The 21,978-nt window shown below is 72.5% G+C and carries 17 protein-coding genes; 9 read left to right on the forward strand and 8 right to left on the reverse strand.

Features of this window, described 5'->3' with window-relative positions; all coding sequences use genetic code 11:
- The first annotated feature begins 216 nt into the window (after positions 1-216).
- The gene (locus DDQ41_RS20955) at positions 217-1,737 is read left to right on the forward strand and encodes an FAD-binding protein (protein WP_245991483.1); all 1,521 of its coding nucleotides are present in this window, start codon (positions 217-219) and stop codon (positions 1,735-1,737) included.
- A 66-nt stretch (positions 1,738-1,803) separates the two neighbouring features.
- On the opposite strand, the gene DDQ41_RS20960 is transcribed toward DDQ41_RS20955, so the two are convergent.
- Entirely contained in the window at positions 1,804-2,676 is an 873-nt protein-coding gene (locus tag DDQ41_RS20960; RefSeq protein ID WP_109295862.1) for an LLM class F420-dependent oxidoreductase, read from the reverse strand.
- A 240-nt stretch (positions 2,677-2,916) separates the two neighbouring features.
- Between DDQ41_RS20960 and DDQ41_RS20965 the strand changes: the two genes are divergently transcribed.
- Complete coding sequence (locus DDQ41_RS20965) at positions 2,917-4,620, forward strand: AMP-binding protein (protein ID WP_109295863.1); 1,704 nt, start codon at positions 2,917-2,919, stop codon at positions 4,618-4,620.
- A gap of 57 nt (positions 4,621-4,677) precedes the next feature.
- Here the strand turns inward: DDQ41_RS20965 and DDQ41_RS20970 are convergent, their stop codons facing one another.
- Together DDQ41_RS20970 and DDQ41_RS20975 are read right to left on the reverse strand one after the other, a co-directional pair.
- The gene (locus DDQ41_RS20970; protein WP_109295864.1) at positions 4,678-5,841 is read right to left on the reverse strand and encodes an acyl-CoA dehydrogenase family protein; all 1,164 of its coding nucleotides are present in this window, start codon (positions 5,839-5,841) and stop codon (positions 4,678-4,680) included.
- Between the two features lie 158 nt (positions 5,842-5,999).
- On the reverse strand, positions 6,000-6,752 hold the full coding sequence (locus tag DDQ41_RS20975) for an SDR family NAD(P)-dependent oxidoreductase (RefSeq protein WP_109297853.1): 753 nt from the start codon (positions 6,750-6,752) through the stop codon (positions 6,000-6,002).
- 236 nt (positions 6,753-6,988) lie between these two features.
- Between DDQ41_RS20975 and DDQ41_RS20980 the strand changes: the two genes are divergently transcribed.
- The 6 genes from DDQ41_RS20980 (at position 6,989) to DDQ41_RS21005 (ending at position 13,290) form a co-directional block, all read left to right on the forward strand.
- A complete protein-coding gene (locus DDQ41_RS20980; RefSeq protein WP_109295865.1) occupies positions 6,989-7,330 on the forward strand; it encodes a YciI family protein in 342 nt (113 codons plus the stop codon).
- Complete coding sequence (locus DDQ41_RS20985; protein ID WP_109295866.1) at positions 7,327-7,809, forward strand: SRPBCC family protein; 483 nt, start codon at positions 7,327-7,329, stop codon at positions 7,807-7,809. Before DDQ41_RS20980 ends, DDQ41_RS20985 begins: the two co-directional genes overlap by 4 nt.
- 234 nt (positions 7,810-8,043) lie before the next feature.
- Positions 8,044-9,291 carry an acyltransferase family protein gene (locus DDQ41_RS20990; RefSeq protein WP_109295867.1) on the forward strand — a complete coding sequence of 416 codons (1,248 nt, stop codon included), beginning with the start codon at positions 8,044-8,046 and terminating at the stop codon, positions 9,289-9,291.
- A complete protein-coding gene (locus DDQ41_RS20995; RefSeq protein ID WP_109295868.1) occupies positions 9,288-10,055 on the forward strand; it encodes a thioesterase II family protein in 768 nt (255 codons plus the stop codon). Before DDQ41_RS20990 ends, DDQ41_RS20995 begins: the two co-directional genes overlap by 4 nt.
- Positions 10,056-10,070: 15 nt before the next feature.
- Positions 10,071-11,639 carry a class I SAM-dependent methyltransferase gene (locus DDQ41_RS21000; RefSeq protein WP_109295869.1) on the forward strand — a complete coding sequence of 523 codons (1,569 nt, stop codon included), beginning with the start codon at positions 10,071-10,073 and terminating at the stop codon, positions 11,637-11,639.
- Positions 11,640-11,904: 265 nt separating this feature from the next.
- On the forward strand, positions 11,905-13,290 hold the full coding sequence (locus DDQ41_RS21005; RefSeq protein WP_109295870.1) for an FAD-binding oxidoreductase: 1,386 nt from the start codon (positions 11,905-11,907) through the stop codon (positions 13,288-13,290).
- A gap of 256 nt (positions 13,291-13,546) precedes the next feature.
- Here the strand turns inward: DDQ41_RS21005 and DDQ41_RS21010 are convergent, their stop codons facing one another.
- Together DDQ41_RS21010 and DDQ41_RS21015 are read right to left on the reverse strand one after the other, a co-directional pair.
- The gene (locus DDQ41_RS21010) at positions 13,547-14,320 is read right to left on the reverse strand and encodes a DUF2306 domain-containing protein (RefSeq protein ID WP_217364447.1); all 774 of its coding nucleotides are present in this window, start codon (positions 14,318-14,320) and stop codon (positions 13,547-13,549) included.
- Positions 14,321-14,444: 124 nt separating this feature from the next.
- Positions 14,445-15,515: a DUF2855 family protein gene (locus tag DDQ41_RS21015; protein ID WP_109295871.1), complete on the reverse strand. Its 1,071-nt coding sequence runs from the start codon at positions 15,513-15,515 to the stop codon at positions 14,445-14,447.
- Between the two features lie 227 nt (positions 15,516-15,742).
- On the opposite strand from DDQ41_RS21015, the gene DDQ41_RS21020 reads away from it, so the two are divergent.
- Positions 15,743-16,969, forward strand: coding sequence for an acyltransferase family protein (locus tag DDQ41_RS21020; RefSeq protein ID WP_109295872.1), 1,227 nt, complete (start codon positions 15,743-15,745; stop codon positions 16,967-16,969).
- A 71-nt stretch (positions 16,970-17,040) separates the two neighbouring features.
- Here the strand turns inward: DDQ41_RS21020 and DDQ41_RS21025 are convergent, their stop codons facing one another.
- The 3 genes from DDQ41_RS21025 to DDQ41_RS21035 form a co-directional block, all read right to left on the reverse strand.
- Complete coding sequence (locus DDQ41_RS21025; RefSeq protein ID WP_262508521.1) at positions 17,041-18,687, reverse strand: MFS transporter; 1,647 nt, start codon at positions 18,685-18,687, stop codon at positions 17,041-17,043.
- A 75-nt stretch (positions 18,688-18,762) separates the two neighbouring features.
- A complete protein-coding gene (locus DDQ41_RS21030) occupies positions 18,763-20,352 on the reverse strand; it encodes an MFS transporter (protein WP_109295874.1) in 1,590 nt (529 codons plus the stop codon).
- Between the two features lie 115 nt (positions 20,353-20,467).
- Complete coding sequence (locus DDQ41_RS21035; protein ID WP_109295875.1) at positions 20,468-21,862, reverse strand: FAD-binding oxidoreductase; 1,395 nt, start codon at positions 21,860-21,862, stop codon at positions 20,468-20,470.
- Positions 21,863-21,978 lie beyond the last annotated feature (116 nt).

A 21,978-nucleotide genomic window follows, 5' to 3' on the forward strand; every position in this document is an offset into this window, starting at 1 on the left:
CACGGGCTTCCCGCAACAAGTAACACGTGCCCGGGCCGCGGCCACAAGCGAATCCCGGGCGCACCCCGGCCTTGAGCAATCTGGAAGAACGGGCCGGCGCGGGCGATGCGCACGGCGGGAGAAGACATCCGCGGCACGCCTCGTTCACGCTGGTGGCGGCCCCGGGCCGGGCGGCCCGAGCGGGCCCCCGGCCGCCCGCCCCGATGGAGGAACGACGTGACCGAGACGGACATCCCCGCCTTCGCAGCCGCCACGATCACCGCGGACGACCCGCGGTACCCGAGCCTGGTCCTGGGGACCAACCACCGGTTCCCCGGCCGGCCGGACTACGTCCGGGTGGTGACCACGACCGCGCAGGTGGCGGCCGCGGTGACCGAGGCCGTGGCGGCCGGCCGGCGGATATCCGTGCGCAGCGGCGGGCACGGCTTCGAGGACCTGGCCACCAACGGCGTCGAGGTCCTCCTCGACATGTCCGAGATGACCGAGGTGCGTTACGACGAGGAGCGGCGCGCCTTCGCCATCGAGGCCGGCGCGACGCTCGGCCACGTCTACCGCGTGCTGTTCAAGGGCTGGGGCGTGACCATCCCGGCCGGCGAGTGCCCCGAGGTCGGGGTCGGCGGGCACATCGTCGGCGGGGGCTACGGCCCGCTGTCCCGCAGCCTCGGCGCGGTGGTCGACTACCTGTACGCGGTGGAGGTCGTCGTGGTCGGCGAGGACGGCGTCGCCCGGGCCGTCGTGGCCACCCGGGAGGACGGCGATCCGCACCGCGACCTGTGGTGGGCCCACACCGGGGGCGGTGGCGGCACCTTCGGCGTGGTGACGCGCTACTGGATGAGGGCCCCCGGTGCCGACTCCGGCTCCGACGACCCGGCGGAGCTGCTGCCGAAAGCTCCCGCCGCCTGGCGCAGCGGGATGGCCGTGTGGTCCTGGGAGACGATGACGGAGGAGTCGTTCGCCGCCCTCCAGGCGAACTTCGGCGCCTGGTTCGAGCGCAACAGCGACCCCGACTCGCCGTACGCGGCGCTGGCCGGGTTCTTCCACGGCACCCACCGCTCCGGCTTCGGACTGACCGTCGGCGCCCACATGGACGACGCCACCGCGGACGCCGAGCGCCTGATGACCTCGTTCTTCGAGGAGATCACGGCAGGCGTGGACGCCCGGCCGCTCTTCGTCGACCAGCAGGTCAGGCCCTGGCTGTACATGTCGTCCTATCCCGGCTGGGGCGACCCGGGCGACCCGTTCACCCGCCGCATCAAGATCAAGGCCGCGTATCTGCGCAAGGGGTACTCGGCCACGCAGACGGCGGCGCTGTACCGGCATCTGACGGCCGGTGAGGCCAGCCCCGTCCAGCTCATCCTCATCGGGTACGGGGGCCGGGTGAACGCCGTCGCCCCGGACGCCACCGCCGCCGCCCAGCGCGACTCGGTCCTGAAGGCCGCGTACATGGCCGTGTGGGGGGCCGAGGCCGACGATGAGACGAACATCCGGCGGGTGCGGGAGATGTACCGCGAGGTGTACGCGGAGACCGGCGGGGTGCCGGTGCCGAACGACGCCAACGACGGCTCGTACGTGAACTACGCCGACACCGACCTGGCCGACCCGGAGTGGAACACCTCGGGTGTGCCCTGGCACACCCTGTACTTCAAGGACAACTACCCGCGCCTGCAGCGGGTCAAGAAGCGCTACGACCCGCGGAACGTGTTCCGCCACGCCCTGTCCGTCGGACTGCCCGGTTGAGGCAGCGCGTGCCGGTGCCCGGGCCCCGCTCAGAGCGGGGCCCGGGCACCGGCACGCGGCTGGCGGTCAGGCGTCCGCCACGGCGGGCAGCACCCGCTCGCCGACCAGATCGATCCCGCGCACCTGGTCCGGACCCTCAAGGATGCCGATCACCCGTGTGACGCCGGCACCGGCGATCGTGCGCAGCACCCCGGCCAACTCGTCCGCGGAGGCCGTGTCGCCGGCCGTGAACGGCATGATGCAGGTCTTCTCGATCGCGTCGTAGTCCCGTCCCTCCGCCTCGCAGTGCCGGCGCAGGACCGCCAGCTTGCCGCCCAGGTCGGGGCCCGGGTAGAGGTTGCAGGCGTCCGCGTACCGGGCGACCAGGCGCAGGGTCTTCTTCTCGCCGCCGCCGCCGATCATGATCCGGGGACGGGTCAGGTTCTGCGGGACGTTCAGCGCCCGGTCCACGCGGTGGTGCCGGCCGGTGACCGGCTTCTCGCAGCCCCTCTCGCCGTCCCACATGCCCAGGCAGATCCGGACGGCCTCCTCGAGCCGCTCGAACCGCTCGGCCACCGGCGGGAAGTCGATGCCGAGGCCGCGCGCCTCCTCCTCGTACCAGCCGGCCCCGATGCCCAGGTCCGCGCGGCCGCCGGAGAGGACGTCGAGCGTGGTGACGGTCTTCGCCAGCAGGCCCGGGGCGCGGAAGTGGACCCCGGCGACCATCGGCATGAGGCGGATGCGGCGGGTGTGCGCGGCGATGGTGGCCAGCGTGGTGAAGCACTCCAGCATCGGCTGCTCGGCCCCGCCCATGTGGGGGCCCTGCCAGACGTGGTCGGCGACGCCGATGACGTCGAAGCCGGCGTCGTCGGCGGAGCGGGACATCGCCGCCAGGGTTTCCGCCATGCGCACCGCTCCGCCCTCCCAGGCGTAATCCGCGAATGCCAGACCGATTTTCATGGCCGATCTCCCAACAGGTGCTCGATGACGGTGGGTGGTGGGTGGTGGCTGTGCGCCCGCTGCGAGGTCGTCGGGCGGGCGACCGGACAAGTCGGCGGGGCAACCGCAGAATAGGGCGGATGCCCCCTCTCCCCATTCTTCGATCGTGCTCGATGGGGGCGAACCCGGAGAGGCGGGCGACGCCGTGGAGAGGGCAATCACCGAGATGCGCGGGGCAGCGGCCGACGGAAGCATGACGGGATGGACCATCGTGAGCCCGAACAACCGACGGCGCCGGCGGACGGGCGGGCCGGACACCCGGTGTCCGGCCGGCCGAGTCACGCCGCAGGCGCTCATCCCGTGCCGCTTCTCGACGAGACGATAGGCGCCAACCTCCGGCGGTCGGTCGCCTCCTTCCCCGACCGGGACGCACTGGTCGACCGCGCGGGCGGCGGCCGCCGCTGGAGCTACGCCGAACTCGACGCGCAGACCGACGCCCTCGCGGCGGGGCTGCTGGACCTGGGCGTCCGCGCGGGCGACCGGATCGGACTGTGGTCCCCCAACAACGCCGAGTGGGTGCTCACCCAGTACGCGGCGGCGAAGATCGGGGCGATCCTGGTCAACATCAACCCCGCGTACCGGACCTACGAGCTGGAGCACGTGCTCGGTCACTCCGGTGTCCGGGTCGTGGTGGCCGCGCCGGCACTGCGCACCGGCGACGCCGCCGCCATGATCGCCGAGGTCGCGCCGCGCTGCCCCTCCCTGCGCCACACGGTCCTCATCGGCGGCGCGGAGTGGGACTCCCTGCTGACCCCGCCCGACGCGTACGGCGCGCGCCGGCTCGCCGAGGCCGGGACCTCGCTCCACCCCGACGACCCGATCAACATCCAGTACACCTCGGGGACGACGGGCTCGCCCAAGGGCGCGACCCTGACACACCGCAACATCCTCAACAACGGCTTCTTCACCGGTGAGCTGCTGGAGTACACGCAGGCCGACCGCGTCTGCCTGCCCGTGCCCTTCTACCACTGCTTCGGCATGGTGATGGGCACCATCGCGGCGCTCAGCCACGGCGCGTGCGTCGTCATCCCGGGCCCGTTCTTCGACGCCCGCGCGACCCTGGAGGCGGTCGAGGCGGAGCGCTGCACCTCGCTGTACGGGGTTCCCACGATGTTCATCGCCGAGCTCAACCACCCCGACTTCGGCTCCTTCGACCTGTCCCGACTGCGGACCGGCATCATGTCCGGCACCCCCTGCCCGGTCGAGGTGATGCGGCAGGTCGTCGACCGGATGCACATGGCGCGGGTGACGATCTGCTACGGCATGACCGAGACCTCCCCCGTGGCCTGCCAGACCCGGCCCGGCGACTCGCTCGAACGCCGGGTGTCCACCGTCGGCCGGGCCGGCCCGCACGTCGAGATCAAGATCGTCGACCCGGAGACGGGGGAGACCGTGCCGCGCGGCACCCAGGGCGAGTTCTGCACCCGCGGCTACTCGGTGATGAGCGGCTACTGGCGGCAGCCCGACAAGACCGCCGAGGCCGTCGACGAGGACGGCTGGATGCACACCGGGGACCTCGCCGTGATGGACGACGACGGGTACGTCGGCATCACCGGCCGGATCAAGGACATGGTCATCCGGGGCGGCGAGAACATCTACCCGCGCGAGGTCGAGGAGTTCCTCCACACCCACCCCGACATCCTCGACGCGCAGGTCGTCGGCGTCCCCGACCGGTACTACGGCGAGGAGCTCATCGCCTGGATCCGCCTGCGGGACGGCGCCGCGCCGATGTCGGCCACCGAACTGTGGGCGTACTGCGCCGGCAGGCTCGCCCACTTCAAGATCCCGCGCTATGTGGCGGTCACCGACTCGTTCCCGATGACCGCCAGCGGCAAGGTCCGCAAGGTCGAACTGCGCGAGCGGAGCGCCGCCCTGATCGCCGGCCGCCTCGCCCCCGCCGCCTGACGGCACACCGAAGGGGCCCCACCGGTGCAGGGCCCCTTCGGCGTCGCCCCGTACCGGTCAGGCGGCGGCCGGCAGCCCCAGGCCGCGGGCGATCAGCATCCGCTGCACCTCGCTCGTGCCCTCGCCGACCTCCAGCACCTTGGCGTCGCGGTAGAAGCGGGCCACCGGGTAGTCGTTGAGGCAGCCGTAGCCGCCGAAGATCTGCGTCGCGTCCCGGGCGTTGTCCATCGCCGCGCCCGAGGAGACGAGCTTCGCGATCGACGCCTCCCTGCCGAACGGCTCCCCACGCAGCATCCTCGTCACGGCGTGGTAGTACGCGAGCCGCGCGCTCTGAGCCCGTACCTCCATGTCCGCGATCTTGAACTGGATCGCCTGGTTGGCGCCGATGCTGCGCCCGAACGCCGCGCGCTCCTCGGCGTGGCGCACGCTCTCGTCGACACAGCCCTGCGCGACGCCCGCGCCCACCGCGGAGATGGCGATCCGGCTCTCGTCCAGCACCGACAGGAACTGGGACAGGCCCCGGCCCTCCCGTCCGAGCAGGTTCCCGGCCGGCACCCGCACATCGGTGAAGGCCAGGCCGCGGGTGTCCGACGAGTTCCAGCCCGCCTTGGAGTACTTCGGCGCGACCTCGAGGCCGGGCGTGCCCGCGGGCACGACGATGGTCGAGGCCTCCTGCCGGCCGTCCGCGCGCACCCCCGTCACAGCCGTGACCGTGACCAGGCGGGTGATGTCCGTGCCGGAGTTGGTGATGAACGACTTGGCGCCGTTGATCACCCATGCGCCACCGTCGCGCACGGCGGTCGTGGTGAGCGCGGCGATGTCGGTGCCGCCGCCGGGTTCGGTCAGCCCGAACGCGCTGAGCGCCTCACCGGAGCACAGCCCCGGCATCCAGCGCTCCTTCTGCTCGGGCGTGCCGAAGCGGTGGATCGGCATGGCCCCCAGCGAGACCCCGGCGGAGAGTGTGATCGCGACCGAGGTGTCGACGCGGGCGAGTTCCTCCAGTGCCACGCACAGGGCCAGGAAGTCGCGGCCCCCGCCGCCGTACTCCCGCTCGAAGGGCAGACCGAACAGGCCCATCCGGCCCATCTCGGCCACCAGGGTGTAGGGGAACTCGTCGCGTTTGTAGAGGTCGCCGATGGCCGGGGCCACGGCGGTGCGCGCGAAGTCCTCCACCCTCTTGCGCAGGACCTCGTACTCCTCGTCGAGCCGGAAGCCGATCACGGTACTCCTTGTGGTCACGCGCCCCGCAGGGGGCGAGGGGGGAAGGCCCGGCCCGAAGGCCGGTCAGCCGGTCAGCCGGCGGCCGGCGGCCGGCGGACGATGGCCGGCGGACGATGGGCGGCGGGCGGCGGGCGGCGGGCGGCGGGCCGGTCCGGTCGTCAGGCCGGGACGGAGCCGACGAGGCCGCCGTCGACGACGAACTCCTGCCCGGTGACGTACGCCGCCCGCGGCGAGAGCAGGAACAGCACCGTCTCGGCGATGTCCTGCGGGGTGCCGAGCGTGCCCAGCGCGACCTGGCCGCGGAAGAAGTCGCGGACCTCCTCGACCGGGGCGACCGCATCGAACATCTCGGTGCGGATGTGGCCCGGGGTGACCGCGTTGACCCGGATGCCGCGCTCGGCCAGGTCCGGGGCGAGGGTCTGCGGCAGGTTGAGCACGGCCGCCTTGCTGGCCGCGTAGACCGAGCCCGGGCCCATGCCGCGGTGCACCAGCCAGGACGAGTTCAGCACCACCGAGGAGCCCTCGGCGAGCAGCGGTAGCGCCTTCTGCACGGTGAAGAACGCGCCCTTGAAGTTGGTGCCGACGACCCTGTCGAAGTCCTCCTCGGACACGTCCGCGGTACGGGCGTTGAGGCCGACACCGGCGTTGGCGAAGACGCCGTGCAGGCTCCCGAAGCGGGCGCTGACCTGCTCGAAGGCCGCTTCGAGCTCGGCCGGGCGCGCCACGTCCAGGGCCACGGCGAGCACCCGGTCGCCGCCGTCCAGCTCCTTGACGGCCCGGTCGAGGCGGTCGGCGTCGCGGCCGGCGATCACCACGTTGGCGCCCTCGTCGAGCAGACGGCGGGCGGTGGCGAAGCCGATGCCGCTGCCGCCGCCGGTGATGAAGTACGTCTTGTTCGCGAAGTCAGTCATGCGGTCAGCGTCGGGGCCGCGTACCGGCATGCGCATCTCCCGGATTGCGCATGGCCCCGCGTGCCGCTCGGACCGCCAGGGGCGCGAGCCGACCGGGCACGGGTGAGCAATATGGAAGATGCGCAGGGCCCGTGGGGCCGGGGAGGCTGGAGGTGTGGACACCACGCCTGCGCGCAACGCCGTCGTCGTGGAGTGCACCGGACCACGCAGACAGTCACGCACTGAAGGAGAGCCCCATGGCTCAGTTCGCGGTTTTCATCTACGAGGCGGAGATCCCCGGTGGTTGGGAGAACGCCCCCAAGGAGCTGCTGGAGGCCCACGAGGCGTTCCCGGGCAAGGTCGAGAAGCTCGGCGCCAAGATCCTCAACGGTCTGGCACTGCAGCCGGCCGGTACCGCCAAGAACGTCCGTGACGGCGCCGTCGGCGACGGACCGTTCGCCGACACCCGCGAGTCGATCGGCGGCGCCTTCGTGCTGGAGGCCAAGGACCTCGACCACGCGCTCGAGGTCGCCAAGGTCGTCCCCGTCAACGACGGCGGCGTCGAGGTCCGCCCCCTGTTCGACGCTCCCGAGGCGTGACCGTGGCGGACACGGCGGCCCTGAACGAGATCACCGTCACCCGCGTCCTCGACGCCCCCCGCGCCGCGGTGTACCGCGCGTGGACCGAGCCCGGGCAGTTCGCCCGGTGGTGGGGGCCGCGCGGCTTCACCACCGACCCGTCCACGGTCGAGCTCGACGTGCGCGTCGGCGGCACGTGGAAGGCCACCATGGCCGCCGAGGGCATCGGCGAGTTCCCGTTCACGGGTGTCTACCGCGAGGTCGTGCCGGACGAGCGTCTCGTGTTCACCCTGGTCGACCCGAATGACGAGAACGTCGCGGCGCGCGCCGAGCGGGGCGAGGCGGAGGAGCTGACCACGGTCACCTTCGCCGACCACGAGGGAGGCACGAAGCTCTCCTTCCAGCAGGTCGGTCAGGTCGAGCCGGAGAAGACCGCGGAGGTCGAGGCGGGCTGGAACAGCTTCCTCGACTGCCTGGCGGACCACCTGGCCGGCGCCTGAGCCGAACGGCGGGCACGACGAGCACGACGAACACGGGGAGCGTGACGATCAGGCGAACACGGGGAGCGGTACGGGTCCTGGGGCCCGTACCGCTCCCCGTCGCCGCTCCCGGCCGTCCACCGGCGTACCCCCTCCCCGGCCGCCCCCGGCCAACACCGCAATACGCAAGATGCGGCCCCTCAGCGGCCCCCGGAACCCTGGTCCCGTCTCTTCGCTGATCAGGGGGTCGGTCCGGTGGCCATCACCACAACCAGATCTCCCGAGGCCGTCAGCGGCACCCGCACCACCGAGCGCCGGTTCTTCCCGGAACTCGAGGGAATGCGCGGGGTCGCGGCCATGGGAGTGCTCGTCACACACGTCGCGTTCAGCTCCGGCATGGTCGGATTCATGGACAAGGAACCCAACGGGTTCCTCGGCGTCATGCTCCAGCAGCTGCACGTGAGCCTGCCCATCTTCTTCGTGCTCTCCGGCATGCTGCTCTACCGGCCGTTCGCCCTCGCGACGATCGCCGGCACCCGCAAGCCCGAGATCAAGCCCTACTTCTGGCGTCGCGCGCTGCGCACGCTGCCCGCCTACTGGGTGCTGGTCGCCGTCGCGCTGCTCACCCTCAACCGCGAGGCCGTCCACGGAATCTGGCAGGTCGTCAGGCCCGTGCTGCTGCTGCAGGTCTACCAGATCGACGCCCGCCTCGTCGGCCGGGGCCTCGAACAGACCTGGACCCTGGCGACCGAGGTCGCCTTCTACGCCGCCCTGCCGCTGCTCGCCTGGGCGCTGGACAGGTTCGCCCGCCGCACCGCCGACCCGGGCGCACGTGTGCGCCGCATCCTGTGGGGCCTGAGCCCGCTCGTCGTCATCGGCTTCGCGTACGCCGCCTACACCTTCCTTCCCTCCATGGGCGCGTACCCCATCCAGAACGAGTGGCCGCCGAAGTGGCTCGGGTTCATCGCCGTCGGCATGGGCCTCGCCGCCCTGTCCGCGGGCGCGGACACCGCCCCGAAGAGCGTCCCGGCGTTCTACCGCTTCGTCCAGAACAAGCCGGTGTGGTGCTGGGTCCTCGCGGCCTCCGTCTACCTCGTCGCCTGCCTCCGCCCGATCGGCCGGCCCGGCCACGCCGACTACCCGTCGATGGCCGGCGGCATGACGGAGCACCTCCTGTACACGCTCTTCGGCCTGCTCCTCGTCGCCCCGGTGACCGTGCCCAACCCCTCGCGCTTCGTCGTCGCCGTGATGAGCAACCCGGTGATGCGCTTCCTCGGCCGCATCTCCTACGGCCTGTACCTGTGGCACATCGCCGTCATCTACTTCTGGCACGGCAGCCTCTTCGAGGCCGGCGGCTTCCTGGAACTGCTCGCCGTCACCCTGGGCGGCTCCGTGGTCCTCGCCACGGCCAGCTACTACCTCGTCGAGAGCCCCGCCATGCGGCTGCGTGAGCGCCTCGGCAAGGCCTCGGCCAAACCCAGCGTCGAGACGATCTCCTCGTGAGCTGGATCCGCACGCTGCGGACCGCTCCCCCGGGAGCGGTCCGCCTGGTGTGCCTTCCCCACGCGGGGGGCTCCGCGCACGCCTGGATCCCACTGGCCGAGGCACTCGGACCGGGCGTGGAGGTGCTGGCGGCCCAGTACCCGGGCCGCCATGACCGGCTGGCCGAACCCCCGCTCGGCGACCTGAAGCTGATGGCCGGTCATATCGTCGCCTCGCTGCTTCCGCTGCGTGATGCGCCGCTGGCCCTGTTCGGGCACAGCCTCGGTGCCGTCCTCGCGTACGAGATCGCCGCCCGGCTGCAGGCGACCGGCCCCGCCCCCCGCCATCTCTTCGCCTCGGCGATGCTCGCGCCCTCGCGACACCGCCACGAAGGCGTGCACCTGCGCGACGACGACGGAATCCTCGCGGAGGTCGACCGACTCAGCGGCACGCCGACCCGCTCGCCCGGCGAGGAGATGCTGCTGCGCCTGCTGCTGCCGGCGATCCGCGGCGACTACCGGGCGTTCGAGACGTACACCGACCCGGGGCACGTGCTGTCCTGCCCGGTCACCGTCTTCCTGGGCGACGCCGACCCGCTGGTGCAGGCCCGGGACGCCCACGCGTGGGCCGAGCACACCACCGGCCCCAGCACCCTGCGGGTGCTGCCCGGCGGCCACTTCTACCTGACCGAGCCCGGGAACACGGCGGAGATCGCCCGTGCGGTGTCCGGGCAGCTCACGGGCCCCACGGAGCCGGCCCGGCATTCCGTGTCCGCCCCATCCTGAGAAAGGACCCCGCACATGACCCACCCCACGACGTCCCCGGCGGTCGCCGACCTCCTCGCCGCCTTCGTGGCGGCCCCGGACGAGCGGCTGGAGGAGGAGTTCCTGCGTCTGGCCGGCACGGTGTGGTCGGCCGACGGCCCCGTGGGCGGCGCGGCGGAGCACACCCCCGCCCTCGTGGCGGCGCTGGACGGCGCCGATGCCCGGCGCACCGGCCACCTGGCCGTCCTGCTGGGCCTGCTCGCCGAGTCCGAGTACCGGGAGCACCCGGCCGGTGACGGTCCCGTCCGGACCGCCGTCCATCGGGGCCTGGACCGCTACCTGGAACTCCTCGCGGGCAGTGGCGCGGGAACTCCCCTGACCACCGCCCTGCTGTACCTGCTCGCCCACTTCCCCGAGGACCGTGCGCGGATCCTCACCGCGGCCAGCGTCGACGAGCTCCTGCTCGACGAGCACGACCTCACCCGCCTCGAACGCGCCCTGCGCGCGCTCGACCCCGACGACCCCGACCTCGGCCGCTGCTGGCCCTCGCCCGCGGCCTGGAACCTCAACGAGGACGAGCGCGGCTTCGACAAGGCGTCGATCAAGGCGCTCGCCCCCGAGCAGATCGTCGCCAACTGGAACAACGACACCCGCACCGTACTGGCCTACGCGGGTATGAAGGCCTACTGGGCCGTGCGCCACGGCGCGGCCCTGGAGACCTCCTACCCGGCCCCCGCCGCCCAGTCCGCCGAGGCCGCCGCCGAACTGGGCCCGCAGGCCTTCGCCCGCCATGCCGACGCCCTGCGCTGCCCCTCCTGCGACGGCGGCCTCGACTACACCGACGGCGTCCGCTGCGCGGCCTGCGCCACCGCCTTCCCCCTCGCCCAGGGCCTGCTGGACCTCTCCCGCGGCGCGACCGGCTCGCAGGCCTCCGAGGAGGACGACACCGCCGACCTGTTGCAGAAGCTCGCCGCGATGCCGAGCATGGGCGTCTACTACGAGACGGTGCTGCGCCCGGCGTTCCTCCGCATCGCCGGACTGAACTGGGACGACGCCGTCACCCCGGCCGACGAGGACGCCTACCTCCTCGCCCGCACCCGGCCCGTCGACGGCCCCGTGCTCGACCTGTGCGCGGGAGCCGGCCGCTGGACCGCCGTCCTGGAGCAGGCCGTCGGCACCGATCGGCTCATCGCACAGGACCTCGGCCTGCCCATGCTCACCGCCCTGCGCCGCGCCCTGCCCGAGGTGCCGGCCGTCGTCGCCAGCGCTCTCACACTGCCCTACGGCGACGCCACCTTCGGCGCGGTCAACTGCTGGAACGCCCTGCAGGCCTTCCCCGAGCAGGCCGGCATCGCCATCGCCGAGATCGGCCGGGTCCTCAAGCCCGGCGGCACCTTCACCCTGCTGACCTTCCGCTGGGCCGACGACCCCGTGGACCGCTACTTCCAGGGGTCGCACTTCTTCCCGAGCCGCCCCGCCGGCATGCTCCTGTTCGAGCTGGACGAGATCGCGAAATGGCTCGCCGACGCGGGCCTGACGATCCGTGAGCAGTCGGGCACCGGCTCCTTCGTCTTCATCACCGCCGAGCGCACGCCCCAGGGCTGATGCCGCGTCAGGCGACGTTCGCCCCGTCGCGACGCCCGGCACGGCGACTCGCCGCGTCGCCGAACCAACCGGGCAGGCCCACCAAGAGGCCGACCCGGCGCCTCGCGACGCACCGCACCGGACGCCGCTCCGCGCCGCCGCCGACGGGCAGACCCCGCCTGACGCGGCACCGGCACCGCCCGTCCCACGGCACGGCCGGCCCGCACCCCCGCCCGGGTGGGCGGGCCGGCCTTCCCGGCACCCACCACCCGTGGAGGAACCACCCATGACCACCCTCGACGAGCACCCCGCGGACTTCGCGCGGCGCGGGGAGGCGGCCTACGAGGCGGCCACCCGGGTGTTCAACCTCTTCGCCCCCGTGGCCCCCGCGGCGGCCGTCACCGCGCGCTCCACCGCGGAGATCCGCGCCGCGGTCACCCGTGCCCGCGCCCGGGGACTGGGGGTGCGGGTGCACACGACCGGCCACGCCTCCGCGACCGCCCGCCCCATGCGGGACGCGCTGCTCATCCGCACCGAACCGGCCGGCGGCGTCGAGATCGACCCGCGGCGCCGGATCGCCAGGATTCCCGCCGGTACCCGCTGGGGCGCGGTCGTCGAGGCCGCCGCCCCGTACGGACTGGCCGCGCCGCACGGCTCCTCGCCGGCCGTCGGCGCCGTCGGCTACCTGCTGGGCGGCGGCCTGAGCATGTACGCCCGCCACACCGGCCTCGCCGTCAACAGCGTCCGCGCGGTCGAACTCGTCACGGCCGACGGCGAACAGCGCCGGGTCGACGCGGACAGCGACCCGGAACTCTTCTGGGCGCTCCGCGGCGGCGGCGGCGGATTCGGCGTCGTCACCGCCGTCGAGGTCGCCCTCTTCCCGGTGACGGGCGTCGTCACCGGAGCCGCCTTCTGGCCGGCCGCGCAGGCCGCCCGGCTGCTGCCCCGGTGGCGGGCATGGACCGAGCGGGCCCCCCGCGAGGCGACCACGTCCGTCCGGGTGATGAACCTGCCCGAACTCCCCGAGGTGCCCGCGGTCCTCAGCGCCGGGCCCGTCCTGTGCCTGGACGGTGTCGTCGTCGCCCCGGGCGGCGACGACCTCGCCGGAGCCCGACGGCAGGCCGGCGAACTGCTCGCCCCGCTGCGCGCGCTCGCCGACCCGCTGATGGACACCTGGCACGAGGCCGGCCCGCTCGCCGTGCCCGAGACGCACATGGACCCGCCCGAGCCGGTTCCCGTCCTCGGCGACCACCTGCTCCTGCGCGAACTCGGCGACGAGGGCGTCGCCGCGTTTCTGCACGCCACCGTGGACCGCCCCCACTGCGCGCTCACCGTCGCCGAGCTGCGCCAGCTCGGCGGCGGCCTGAGCACCCCCGCACCCGGGGCCGGGGCCCTCGGGCACCTGGACGCGCGCTTCGCCTACTCCGGTGCCGGCGTACCGGGGTTCGGCGGCCCGGAGGAGGAGATCCGCGCCCACTGCGCGGACGTACGCCGCGCGCTGAGCCCCTGGGACACCGGCCGGACCGCCCCCACGTTCGTCGCGAGCCTCGAACAGCCCCAGGGGCACCTCGACGCCGACGCCGTCCTGGCCGCCGACCGGGTGCGCGCGCGGGTCGACCCCGAGGGACTGTTCCGCGGCGACATCGCCCCCGGCTGCTCCGCCGTCCGCTGACCGGGGCCGGCCGGCGGCGAAGGGCCGCCGGCCGGACGCATCCGCCGGCCCCGCGTCGTACACCCACGGCACAGGGCCGGCCGGCGACCTCGACCCGGCGGTCACACCACGGCGCGCACGCTACCCGCGCGGCCGAGACGACCGCGCAGCCGAGACGACCACGCGGCCGTCGTCGCGCGCCCGCGGGGTTCACGGGACGGAACACCCAAGGCGCCCGCGAACACGCGCCACTACGCGTCCGCCTTGCGGTCGAAGCTCACCCGGCGGGCTCGGGGGACCGGGAACGGCGGCCGCCGTACATCCGGTCCTGGCCGCGGCGCCCGGTCCGCTCGATCCACCAGTGGACGAGGAGGAGGTTGCCGACCCAGCCGACCCATCGGGCCGCCTCCGAGACGTATGTGACGTCGACGGCGACCGGCAGGCTGAAGAGCGCCATGCCGATGACGAAGCCCCAGACGGTCTGGCCCCAGACGATCGCGAAGCTGTACAGCATCCAGCGGCGGTGCTCGGCGTACCGTCCCTGCCGTGCCCGGACCCAGCCGACCACCGAGGTCACCGCCCACAGGATCCCCGACATCAGCACGGCCACGCTGCCCGGCTTGAAGGCGAACGGGAACAGGACCAGCGCCAGCAGTGCCGAGGGAAGCGCCCCGCCGAACACGTAGAGCAGACCGCTCCAGCGGTGCACCGCCGGGTGGTTGCGGCGCAGCCACGGCCAGAGCTGGAGGACGAGCGTCACCATCGTCACCCCACCGGTCAGCACGTGCGCGGCCAGGATCGCGTAGTGCAGGGGGAACTGCGAGGCGATGTGCGTACGGGACGGGTCCAGTGTCAGGTACGGCGGCAGCTGGTACAGCAGGTAGGCCGCGGCGGCCACGGCCAGCGGGATGATGTAGTTGCGGCCGAACCAGCCCCGGCGGACCGGGCGACCGTTCCGGGCGGACGATCCGGTCGCCGGACCGTCCGCGCGGATCGGCGGGGCTCCTTCGGTCGGGGGGAGGGGTCTTTCTGCGCTCTGGGTCTGGGTCACGGCGGGGTGCTCCCGTTCGGCGGACGGATCACGGAGGAGGCGGATGTCGGAGAAGACGGGTCACGGAGAAGACGGGTCACGGAGAAGACGGGTCACGGAGGTGGCGGACGACGGAGGAGACGGGTCAGCGCGGGGCGACCACGGTGCCCGTGTGCGCGGGGAGTCCGCCGGCGATCAGTAACCGGTATGTGTCGACGAGGGCCTCCGGCCCGGACCGCCGGGTGATCGAGAGCCATGACCGGGCGTTCTCTACGAGGGCGTTCTCGGCCTGCTGGTAGCGGGTCCGGTAGGCGTCCTCGCCCTCCTTCTCGATGAGCCGCTGCTCCTCGGACGGTGTGAAGAAGATCCACGGCTCGGGGGCGGTCAGTCCCTCCGGCGGTTCGATCTCGGCGCCGGGGTGGGTGTAACCCACGAGCAGCGCGTCCTTCAGCGCGGTGCCGAGCCGCTCGTACACGGAGAACAACCGCCCGGCCTCGCCGGTGAAGTCGACGAGTACGACGGGCTCGGGGACCTCGCCCCAGGCCGGCTCGTCATAGGTGGTCACCATGTCGTAGTGCCCCAGGCCCCGGACGAAGCCGAGGTTGCCCTGGGAGGTCACCCCGAGCGTGGTGATGCCCTCCTGGCGGGACAGCAGCGCGGCCAGTCCCACGGCGGTCTTGCTGGAGGCGCTGGTGATCAGGACGGCGGCCGTGGGGTGCTCGCGCACGAGGAACTCGGCGAGGTTGAAGGACGCCGGGTAGAGCGGCTTGAGCAGCAGCCGGTGGTCGTCCTGCGGGTCGAGTTCCCCGACGCGCAGATAGCCGCGGTACCACGGATGCAGAAAGTCGCGCTCGGGCGCGACGTCGTCGAAGCCCCGCTCGGTCGGCTCGGCGGCGAGGGTGACATGCGTCGACAAGGGCAGGAAGCCGAAGTAGCGGGCTCCGACGGGGATCTCGGGGCGGCGCGACTCCTCGACCCGGGCGTAGCCCCAGGTCGGGACGCGACCATAGCCCTCCGGGCCGGCGAAGGCGTCGAAGAAGGGGAGTTCCGACTCGCCCAGACGGGCATAGGTGGCCGTGATGGCGGTCAGGGCGAACCTCTCCGCCGCCAGCCGCACCTCACCCGGACGCAGTGGGGCCGCCGGAGCCTGCCGTACCTCGGCCGCCGTGAGGTCGTCCCGTCGGACCATCAGATCCCAGTTGTCCTGAACAGGCACGTCCGCCTCCCCATCGTCATCGCCGCGGCGGCCCGGTTCGGCCCGCACGGGCCATGGTCGGCATCGGGCTGCACGTGACGCATCTCCTGGAGTGCGGTCATGGTCCGGTTCCCGCCTGGAGGGCGGCCTGACCGCACATCAGGCAATTTCGAAGATGCCTGGCAGAAAGGGGAGTTGGCACCCTCGCGGGGATCTGATCCGGCCAGACGCACGGGAAAGCGAGCCCCATGACAGACCGACCGAAGAGACCCGGGAGCGGCACCGCCGAAGCGCCGTCCCGGCTTCCTGCGCTGACCGGGATGCGGTTCGTCGCCGCCGCGCTGGTCTTCTTCTTCCACGCCAACTACCAGGGCTTCTTCGCCGACCCGGACAGCGCGTCCGTCTTCGAGTCGGCCGTCTACCAGGGCGGCTGGACCGGCGTCGGCTTCTTCTTCATCCTCAGCGGTTTCGTCCTCGCCTGGTCGGCACGTGCCGACGACACCGCCCCGGCCTTCCTGCGCCGCCGCTTCTTCAAGATCTACCCGCTCCACCTGCTCACGTTCGTCGTCGCGGCGGTGCTCCTGGTCCAGGTGGCCGGCATGCCCTTCGACGGCGGGACCGCGCTCCTCCAGGTCCTTCTGCTGCAGTCCTGGTCCCCGGACATCTTCGTCCGCGGCAGCTTCAACGGCGTGGCCTGGTCGCTCTCCTGCGAACTGCTCTTCTACGCGCTCTTCCCGCTCCTGCTGCGGCTGATCAGCCGCATCCGGCCCGAGCGGTTGTGGGCGGCGGCCGGTGCCGTGGTGGCCCTCGTCTTCGCCGTGCCGTTCCTCGCCCGCTTCCTGCCGGACCAATCGCCGATCCCGATGGTGGACATCAGCTCCGCGGAGATGTGGTTCGTCTACCAGTTCCCGGCGACCCGGCTCCTAGACTTCGTCTTCGGGATCATCCTGGCACGCATCGTCGCCGAGGGACGCCGCCTGCCGCTCGGCTTCGGCAGCGCGCTGCTCCTCACCGTCGCCGCGTATGTCGTCGCCCCGTACTTCCCGCCCTCCCACCACCTGGTGGCCGTCATGCTCGTTCCGCTGGGCCTGCTCATCGCCGCCGCCGCCCGCGCGGACACGGAAGGCCGCCGCACCTGGTTCTCCGACCGGGGCATGGTCAGGCTGGGCGAGGTGTCCTTCGCCCTCTACCTCACCCACCAGCTCGTCCTCGGCTACGGCCATCGCCTCCTGGGCTTCGGCGAGAGCTGGGGCACCTTGAGGGCCGTCGGCACGCTCGCCCTGCTGTTCGCCGCGACCCTGCTGGTGTCGTGGCTGCTCTTCACACTGGTCGAGCGCCCGGTGATGCGGCGCTTCGGCACCTCCCGGCGCAGGGCAGTCCGTGTCGCTCAGGCGATGCAGGCGGCGGGGCCGGTCCCGGTACGGATCGTCGGGAGCGCCGAGCCGGCCGAGGAGCGGCGGCCGTCCCTGGTCTGAACCGCTCGTACGGTGCGTGCCGCCCGGTCTCGCCGTCCGCGGGACCGGGCGACAGGCACCATGAGGGGCTGTCAGCCCCCGGAGGCCGTGACGGCGGCCGGCTCGGCGCGCGCGTCGGTGCCGTCCCCGGGCCCGTTCCCAGGTCCGTCCCCGTCCCCGTCCCCCGACTCGGGCCCGGTGGGCACGGTGTGTGCCGCCCCGCCGAGCGGCGGCACATGGCGCAGCACACGCGCGACCAGCACGGCCAGGCCCGAGAGAAGGACGGCGGTGAGGGCCACGACCGTGTGCATACCGGTCGTGAACGCCTCGGCGGCCGGGCCGAGGACCCGCGCGGCGAGCCCCTCCGGCAGCGCCCTGCCCGCGGCCACGGCGCCCGCGACGCTCTCCCGGGCGGCGTCCGCCACTCCGGCGGGCAGACCAGCGGGCAGGGCCCCGGCCATCTCGTGGCGGTACACGGCGGTGCCGAGGGTGCCGACGACGGCGATGCCCAGGCCGTAGCCGAACTCGTTGCTGGTCTGGGAGAGCGAGGCGGCCGAACCGGCCTTCTCCGGCGGGGCGGAGCCGACGACCAGGTTGGTGCCGAGCGACACCAGCGGACCGCCCCCGATCCCGTTCAGCGCCCATCCCGCGATCAGCCAGGCGGTCCCGGACGCCGCGTCGGCCTGGAACAGCAGGACGAAGCCGACGACCACCACGGCGAGGCCGCCCGCGATGAGATACGCGGGCCTGATCCTGCGGGCCAGGACCGGGGCGAGGGTGATGCCCGCGATCGACCCGGCCATGCCCGGCAGCAGCCCGAGCCCGGCCGCCAGCGGGGTCATTCCGTCGACCGCCTGGAAGTACTGGGTGAGGAACAGCATCGTCGTGCCGGTCAGCATGCTGTAGAAGAGCATGCTCACCAGCGCCGTGCTGAAGGAGGCATCGCCGAACAGGGTGAGGTCGAGGAGGGGGTCTTTGAGGGTTTTCTGTCGGCGGACGAAGAGGATGGCGATGAGGATGCCGGTGATGAGGGCGGTGAGGGGGAGGGGTTCGGGTCCTTGGCGGGCGGCTTCTTTGAGTCCGTAGATGAAGGGGAGGACGGCGGCGAGGGAGAGGGCGACGCTGGGGAGGTCGAGGCGGCCGGCGTCGGGTGCTTTGTATTCGGGCAGGAGGGTGGGGCCGAGGATCAGGAGGAGGATCATGACGGGGACGCCGATGAGGAAGACGGAGCCCCACCAGAAGTGGTTGAGGAGTGCGCCGCCTGCGATGGGGCCGATGATGGCGCCGATGGAGAAGCTGCCCGCCCAGATGCCGATGGCGGTGCCCATCTGCTTGGGGTCGCGGAACATGTTGCTGATGAGGGCGAGGGTGGAGGGTGCGAGGGTGGCGCCGGAGATGCCGAGGAGGGTGCGGGCGGCGATGAGCATCTCGGGTGTGGTGGAGAAGGCGGCGAGGAGCGAGGCGAGTCCGAAGACCACGGCGCCGATGAGCAGCAGGCGGCGGCGGCCGATGCGGTCGCCGAGGGTGCCCATGGTGACGAGGAAGCCGCCGACCATGAACCCGTAGATGTCCATGATCCACAACTGCTGGGTGCTGCTCGCCCCCAGGTCCGAACTCAGCTGAGGCAACGCCAGCAGTATGGCGAACACGTCGAACGAGACGAGAAGGGTGGGCAGCGTCAGGATCGCGAGACCCATCCACTCCCGGCGCCCCGCCCGGGGCGTGGTGTCTGTCGTCACGGACTGGTTCCTCTCGGGAAAGGGAAGGAGGCCGCGGCGTCAGCCACGGCCTCCACGGTGTCGTCGCGGTACGGGTCAGCCCGTGGTCGAGGGGAGGGGTGCCTCCTGCTCGCCGGACTGCTCGCCGGACTGCTCCGCGGACGGGTCGCCCGGCGCATCCGGGCCCTGACCGCCGCCGCCCTGCGGGGCGCCGAAGGCGGGGACCTGCCGCAGCAGCACGATGACGGTGACGACGATGACACTCATGAGGATCATCGCCGTCAGGCCCACGGCGCTGACCCCGCTGGCGAACGCCCCCCGGGCGGCGGACAGCAGCGCGTCACCCGCGCCGCCGGACAGCCTCGCGGCCTCCGACACGGCGCCCGCGAGGCTCTCCTCGACCGCGGCGACCGCACCGGCGGGCAGACCGTCCGGCATGGCGTCGGAGATCTCGTCGCGGTAGACGGCCATCCCCAGGGTGCCGACGACGGCGATGCCCAGACCGGCGCCGAACTCGTTGCTGGTCTGGGAGAGCGAGGCGGCCGAACCGGCCTTCTCCGGCGGGGCGGAGCCGACGACCAGGTTGGTGCCGAGCGACACCAGCGGACCGCCGCCCAGGCTCGCCAGGGCGAAGCCGGCCATCAGCAGCGCCGGGCTGGAGTCGGCCTCCGCCAGGAAGTACAGCAGGTAGCCGACGATCGAGAGCACCAGGCCGCCCGCGATGAGATACGCGGGCCGGATCGTACGCGCCAGAGCCGGGGCGAGCGACATGCCCGCGATGGACACGACCAGACCCGGCACCAGCGCCAGGCCCGCCTGCAACGGCGTCAGCCCGGAGACGAGCTGGAAGAACTGACCGAGGAACAGCAGGCTCGCGCCACCGAGCATGCTGAAGGCCAGCAGGCTGACCAGGGCGCCGCTCAGCGCCTTGTTGGAGAACAGGGTGAGGTCGAGGAGGGGGTCTTTGAGGGTTTTCTGTCGGCGGACGAAGAGGATGGCGATGAGGATGCCGGTGATGAGGGCGGTGAGGGGGAGGGGTTCGGGTCCTTGGCGGGCGGCTTCTTTGAGTCCGTAGATGAAGGGGAGGACGGCGGCGAGGGAGAGGGCGACGCTGGGGAGGTCGAGGCGGCCGGCGTCGGGTGCTTTGTATTCGGGCAGGAGGGTGGGGCCGAGGATCAGGAGGAGGATCATGACGGGGACGCCGATGAGGAAGACGGAGCCCCACCAGAAGTGGTTGAGGAGTGCGCCGCCTGCGATGGGGCCGATGATGGCGCCGATGGAGAAGCTGCCCGCCCAGATGCCGATGGCGGTGCCCATCTGCTTGGGGTCGCGGAACATGTTGCTGATGAGGGCGAGGGTGGAGGGTGCGAGGGTGGCGCCGGAGATGCCGAGGAGGGTGCGGGCGGCGATGAGCATCTCGGGTGTGGTGGAGAAGGCGGCGAGGAGCGAGGCGAGTCCGAAGACCACGGCGCCGATGAGCAGCAGGCGGCGGCGGCCGATGCGGTCGCCGAGGGTGCCCATGGTGACGAGGAAGCCGCCGACCATGAACCCGTAGATGTCCATGATCCACAGCTGTTGGGTGCTGCTCGCCCCCAGGTCCGAACTCAGCTGAGGCAACGCCAGCAGCAGCACGAACATGTCGAAGGAGACGAGCGTCGCCGGGAGAGCGAGGATCGCGAGACCCATCCACTCCCGGCGCCCCGCCCGGGGCGTGGTGTCTGTCGTCACGGTCCAGTCCTTTCGTTGTCGGGCTGCCGCTGCCCGTCTGTCTTGATGCGCATGGTTCTCTGGGTCCCGGACGTCAGCGCGGCTCGTCGGCGGGCGGGATGTTGCTGTTCCGGCGGAACAGGTTCGTCGGGTCGTACGCGCGCTTGACGGCACGCAGCCGCTCCCAGGTCCCCGCCGGGTACGCCTCCCGGATGCGGGCCTCGCTGTCCTCGGCGAGGAAGTTGACGTACACGCCGGGTACGCCCTTCTGCAGCGCCGCGGTCAGCTCGTCGGCCCAGCGGGTGTGGAGCTCGGCCTCTTCGGGTTCCTGGTACATGGCCGCGACGTTGATGAGGATCTTCCGGTCGCGGTGCGCGAACGCGGTCGCGTCCGCGGGCACCCGGGCCATCGCGCCGCCGAGCACCCGCAGCTGGACCGCCGGCATGGCGGCGCTCGAGGAGGCGATCTGTTCCAGGACCAGCTTCGCGTCGTCGACGCCGAAGCTGTCCGTGAACAGGCTGCGGGCGGCGGCGACCGGGTGGAAGCCCTCCTCCTCCGGCGGGTAGACGCCCGGGAACGGCATCGCCTGTATCATGTCGGCGATCGGCGCCGCCAGCCCGCGGAACGGCGCGAGAGCCGCCTCGGCCGCCTCGCCCTCGCCCGCGTAGACCAGAATGGCCAGGACGATGGGCGTGCCGTGCAGTTCCTCGGGCACGAACGGCATCGGCGGCGACGGCATCACGTTGGCGATCGTGGACAGCTCCTCCGGGGCGTTCTCCGCCGCCTCGACGAAGCCGGCGACGACCTCCGGGGTGGCCGGCAGCAGCAGCAGACCGCCGGTGACGGTGCCCAGCTCGTGCAGCCGGAAGTTCAGCCGCGTCACCACGCCGAAGTTGCCGCCGCCGCCGCGGATCGCCCAGAACAGGTCGGGCTCGTGCTCGGCGTCGACCTGCAGCAGCCGGCCGTCTGCGGTGACCACCTCGGCCGCCAGCAGGTCGTCGACGGTGAGCCCGTACTTGCGGACCAGATAGCCGATGCCGCCGCCGACGGTGATTCCGCCGATGCCGACACTGCCGGTGTCGCCGAAGCCGGTGACGAGGCCGTGCTCGGCGGCGGCCTTGGAGTACTCGCCGGCGTTCAGGCCCGCTCCGGCCCAGGCCGTACGCGTCTCGGGGTCGATGTCCAGGTCGCGCAGGGACGACGTGTCGAGCACGATGCCGCCGTCGTTGAGGCAGAACATGCTGTGCCCGCCGCCCTTGACGGCCAGCGGCAGCTCGTCCTCCCGGGCCAGTGCGACGACCCGTGCCACGTCCCCGGCGTCGGCCGGCTGCACGATCACCGCGGGGCGCTGGTCCATCCCGCCCAGGTAGACGGTGCGCGCCTCCTCGTAGTCGGCGTCGCCGGGCACCAGGACCCGGCCGCTTACCAGGGCGCGCAACCGCGCGACCGGCACGGTGCCCCGCTCGATGCCCGTGTTGGTGTCCACCATGAAAGGTCTCCTCATTCGTGCTGCGCCACCGCACGGCGAGCGAACCGGCCATGACAGGCCGTCGGACGCTCCACGTGGGGGGTCAGGGATGTCCACCGCCATCCTGGTCCGCCGAC

Source organism: Streptomyces spongiicola, assembly GCF_003122365.1.
In the GTDB taxonomy this organism is placed as follows: Bacteria; Actinomycetota; Actinomycetes; order Streptomycetales; family Streptomycetaceae; genus Streptomyces; species Streptomyces spongiicola.

Bases quoted from the DNA above. Each gene is read 5' to 3' on its own strand.
- DDQ41_RS20960 (WP_109295862.1), bottom strand. From the start codon at position 2,676: ATGAAAATCGGTCTGGCATTCGCGGATTACGCCTGGGAGGGCGGAGCG.
- DDQ41_RS20965 (WP_109295863.1), top strand. From the start codon at position 2,917: ATGGACCATCGTGAGCCCGAACAACCGACGGCGCCGGCGGACGGGCGG.
- DDQ41_RS20975 (WP_109297853.1), bottom strand. From the start codon at position 6,752: ATGACTGACTTCGCGAACAAGACGTACTTCATCACCGGCGGCGGCAGC.
- DDQ41_RS20980 (WP_109295865.1), top strand. From the start codon at position 6,989: ATGGCTCAGTTCGCGGTTTTCATCTACGAGGCGGAGATCCCCGGTGGT.
- DDQ41_RS21000 (WP_109295869.1), top strand. From the start codon at position 10,071: ATGACCCACCCCACGACGTCCCCGGCGGTCGCCGACCTCCTCGCCGCC.
- DDQ41_RS21005 (WP_109295870.1), top strand. From the start codon at position 11,905: ATGACCACCCTCGACGAGCACCCCGCGGACTTCGCGCGGCGCGGGGAG.
- DDQ41_RS21020 (WP_109295872.1), top strand. From the start codon at position 15,743: ATGACAGACCGACCGAAGAGACCCGGGAGCGGCACCGCCGAAGCGCCG.
- DDQ41_RS21030 (WP_109295874.1), bottom strand. From the start codon at position 20,352: ATGGGTCTCGCGATCCTCGCTCTCCCGGCGACGCTCGTCTCCTTCGAC.
- DDQ41_RS21035 (WP_109295875.1), bottom strand. From the start codon at position 21,862: ATGGTGGACACCAACACGGGCATCGAGCGGGGCACCGTGCCGGTCGCG.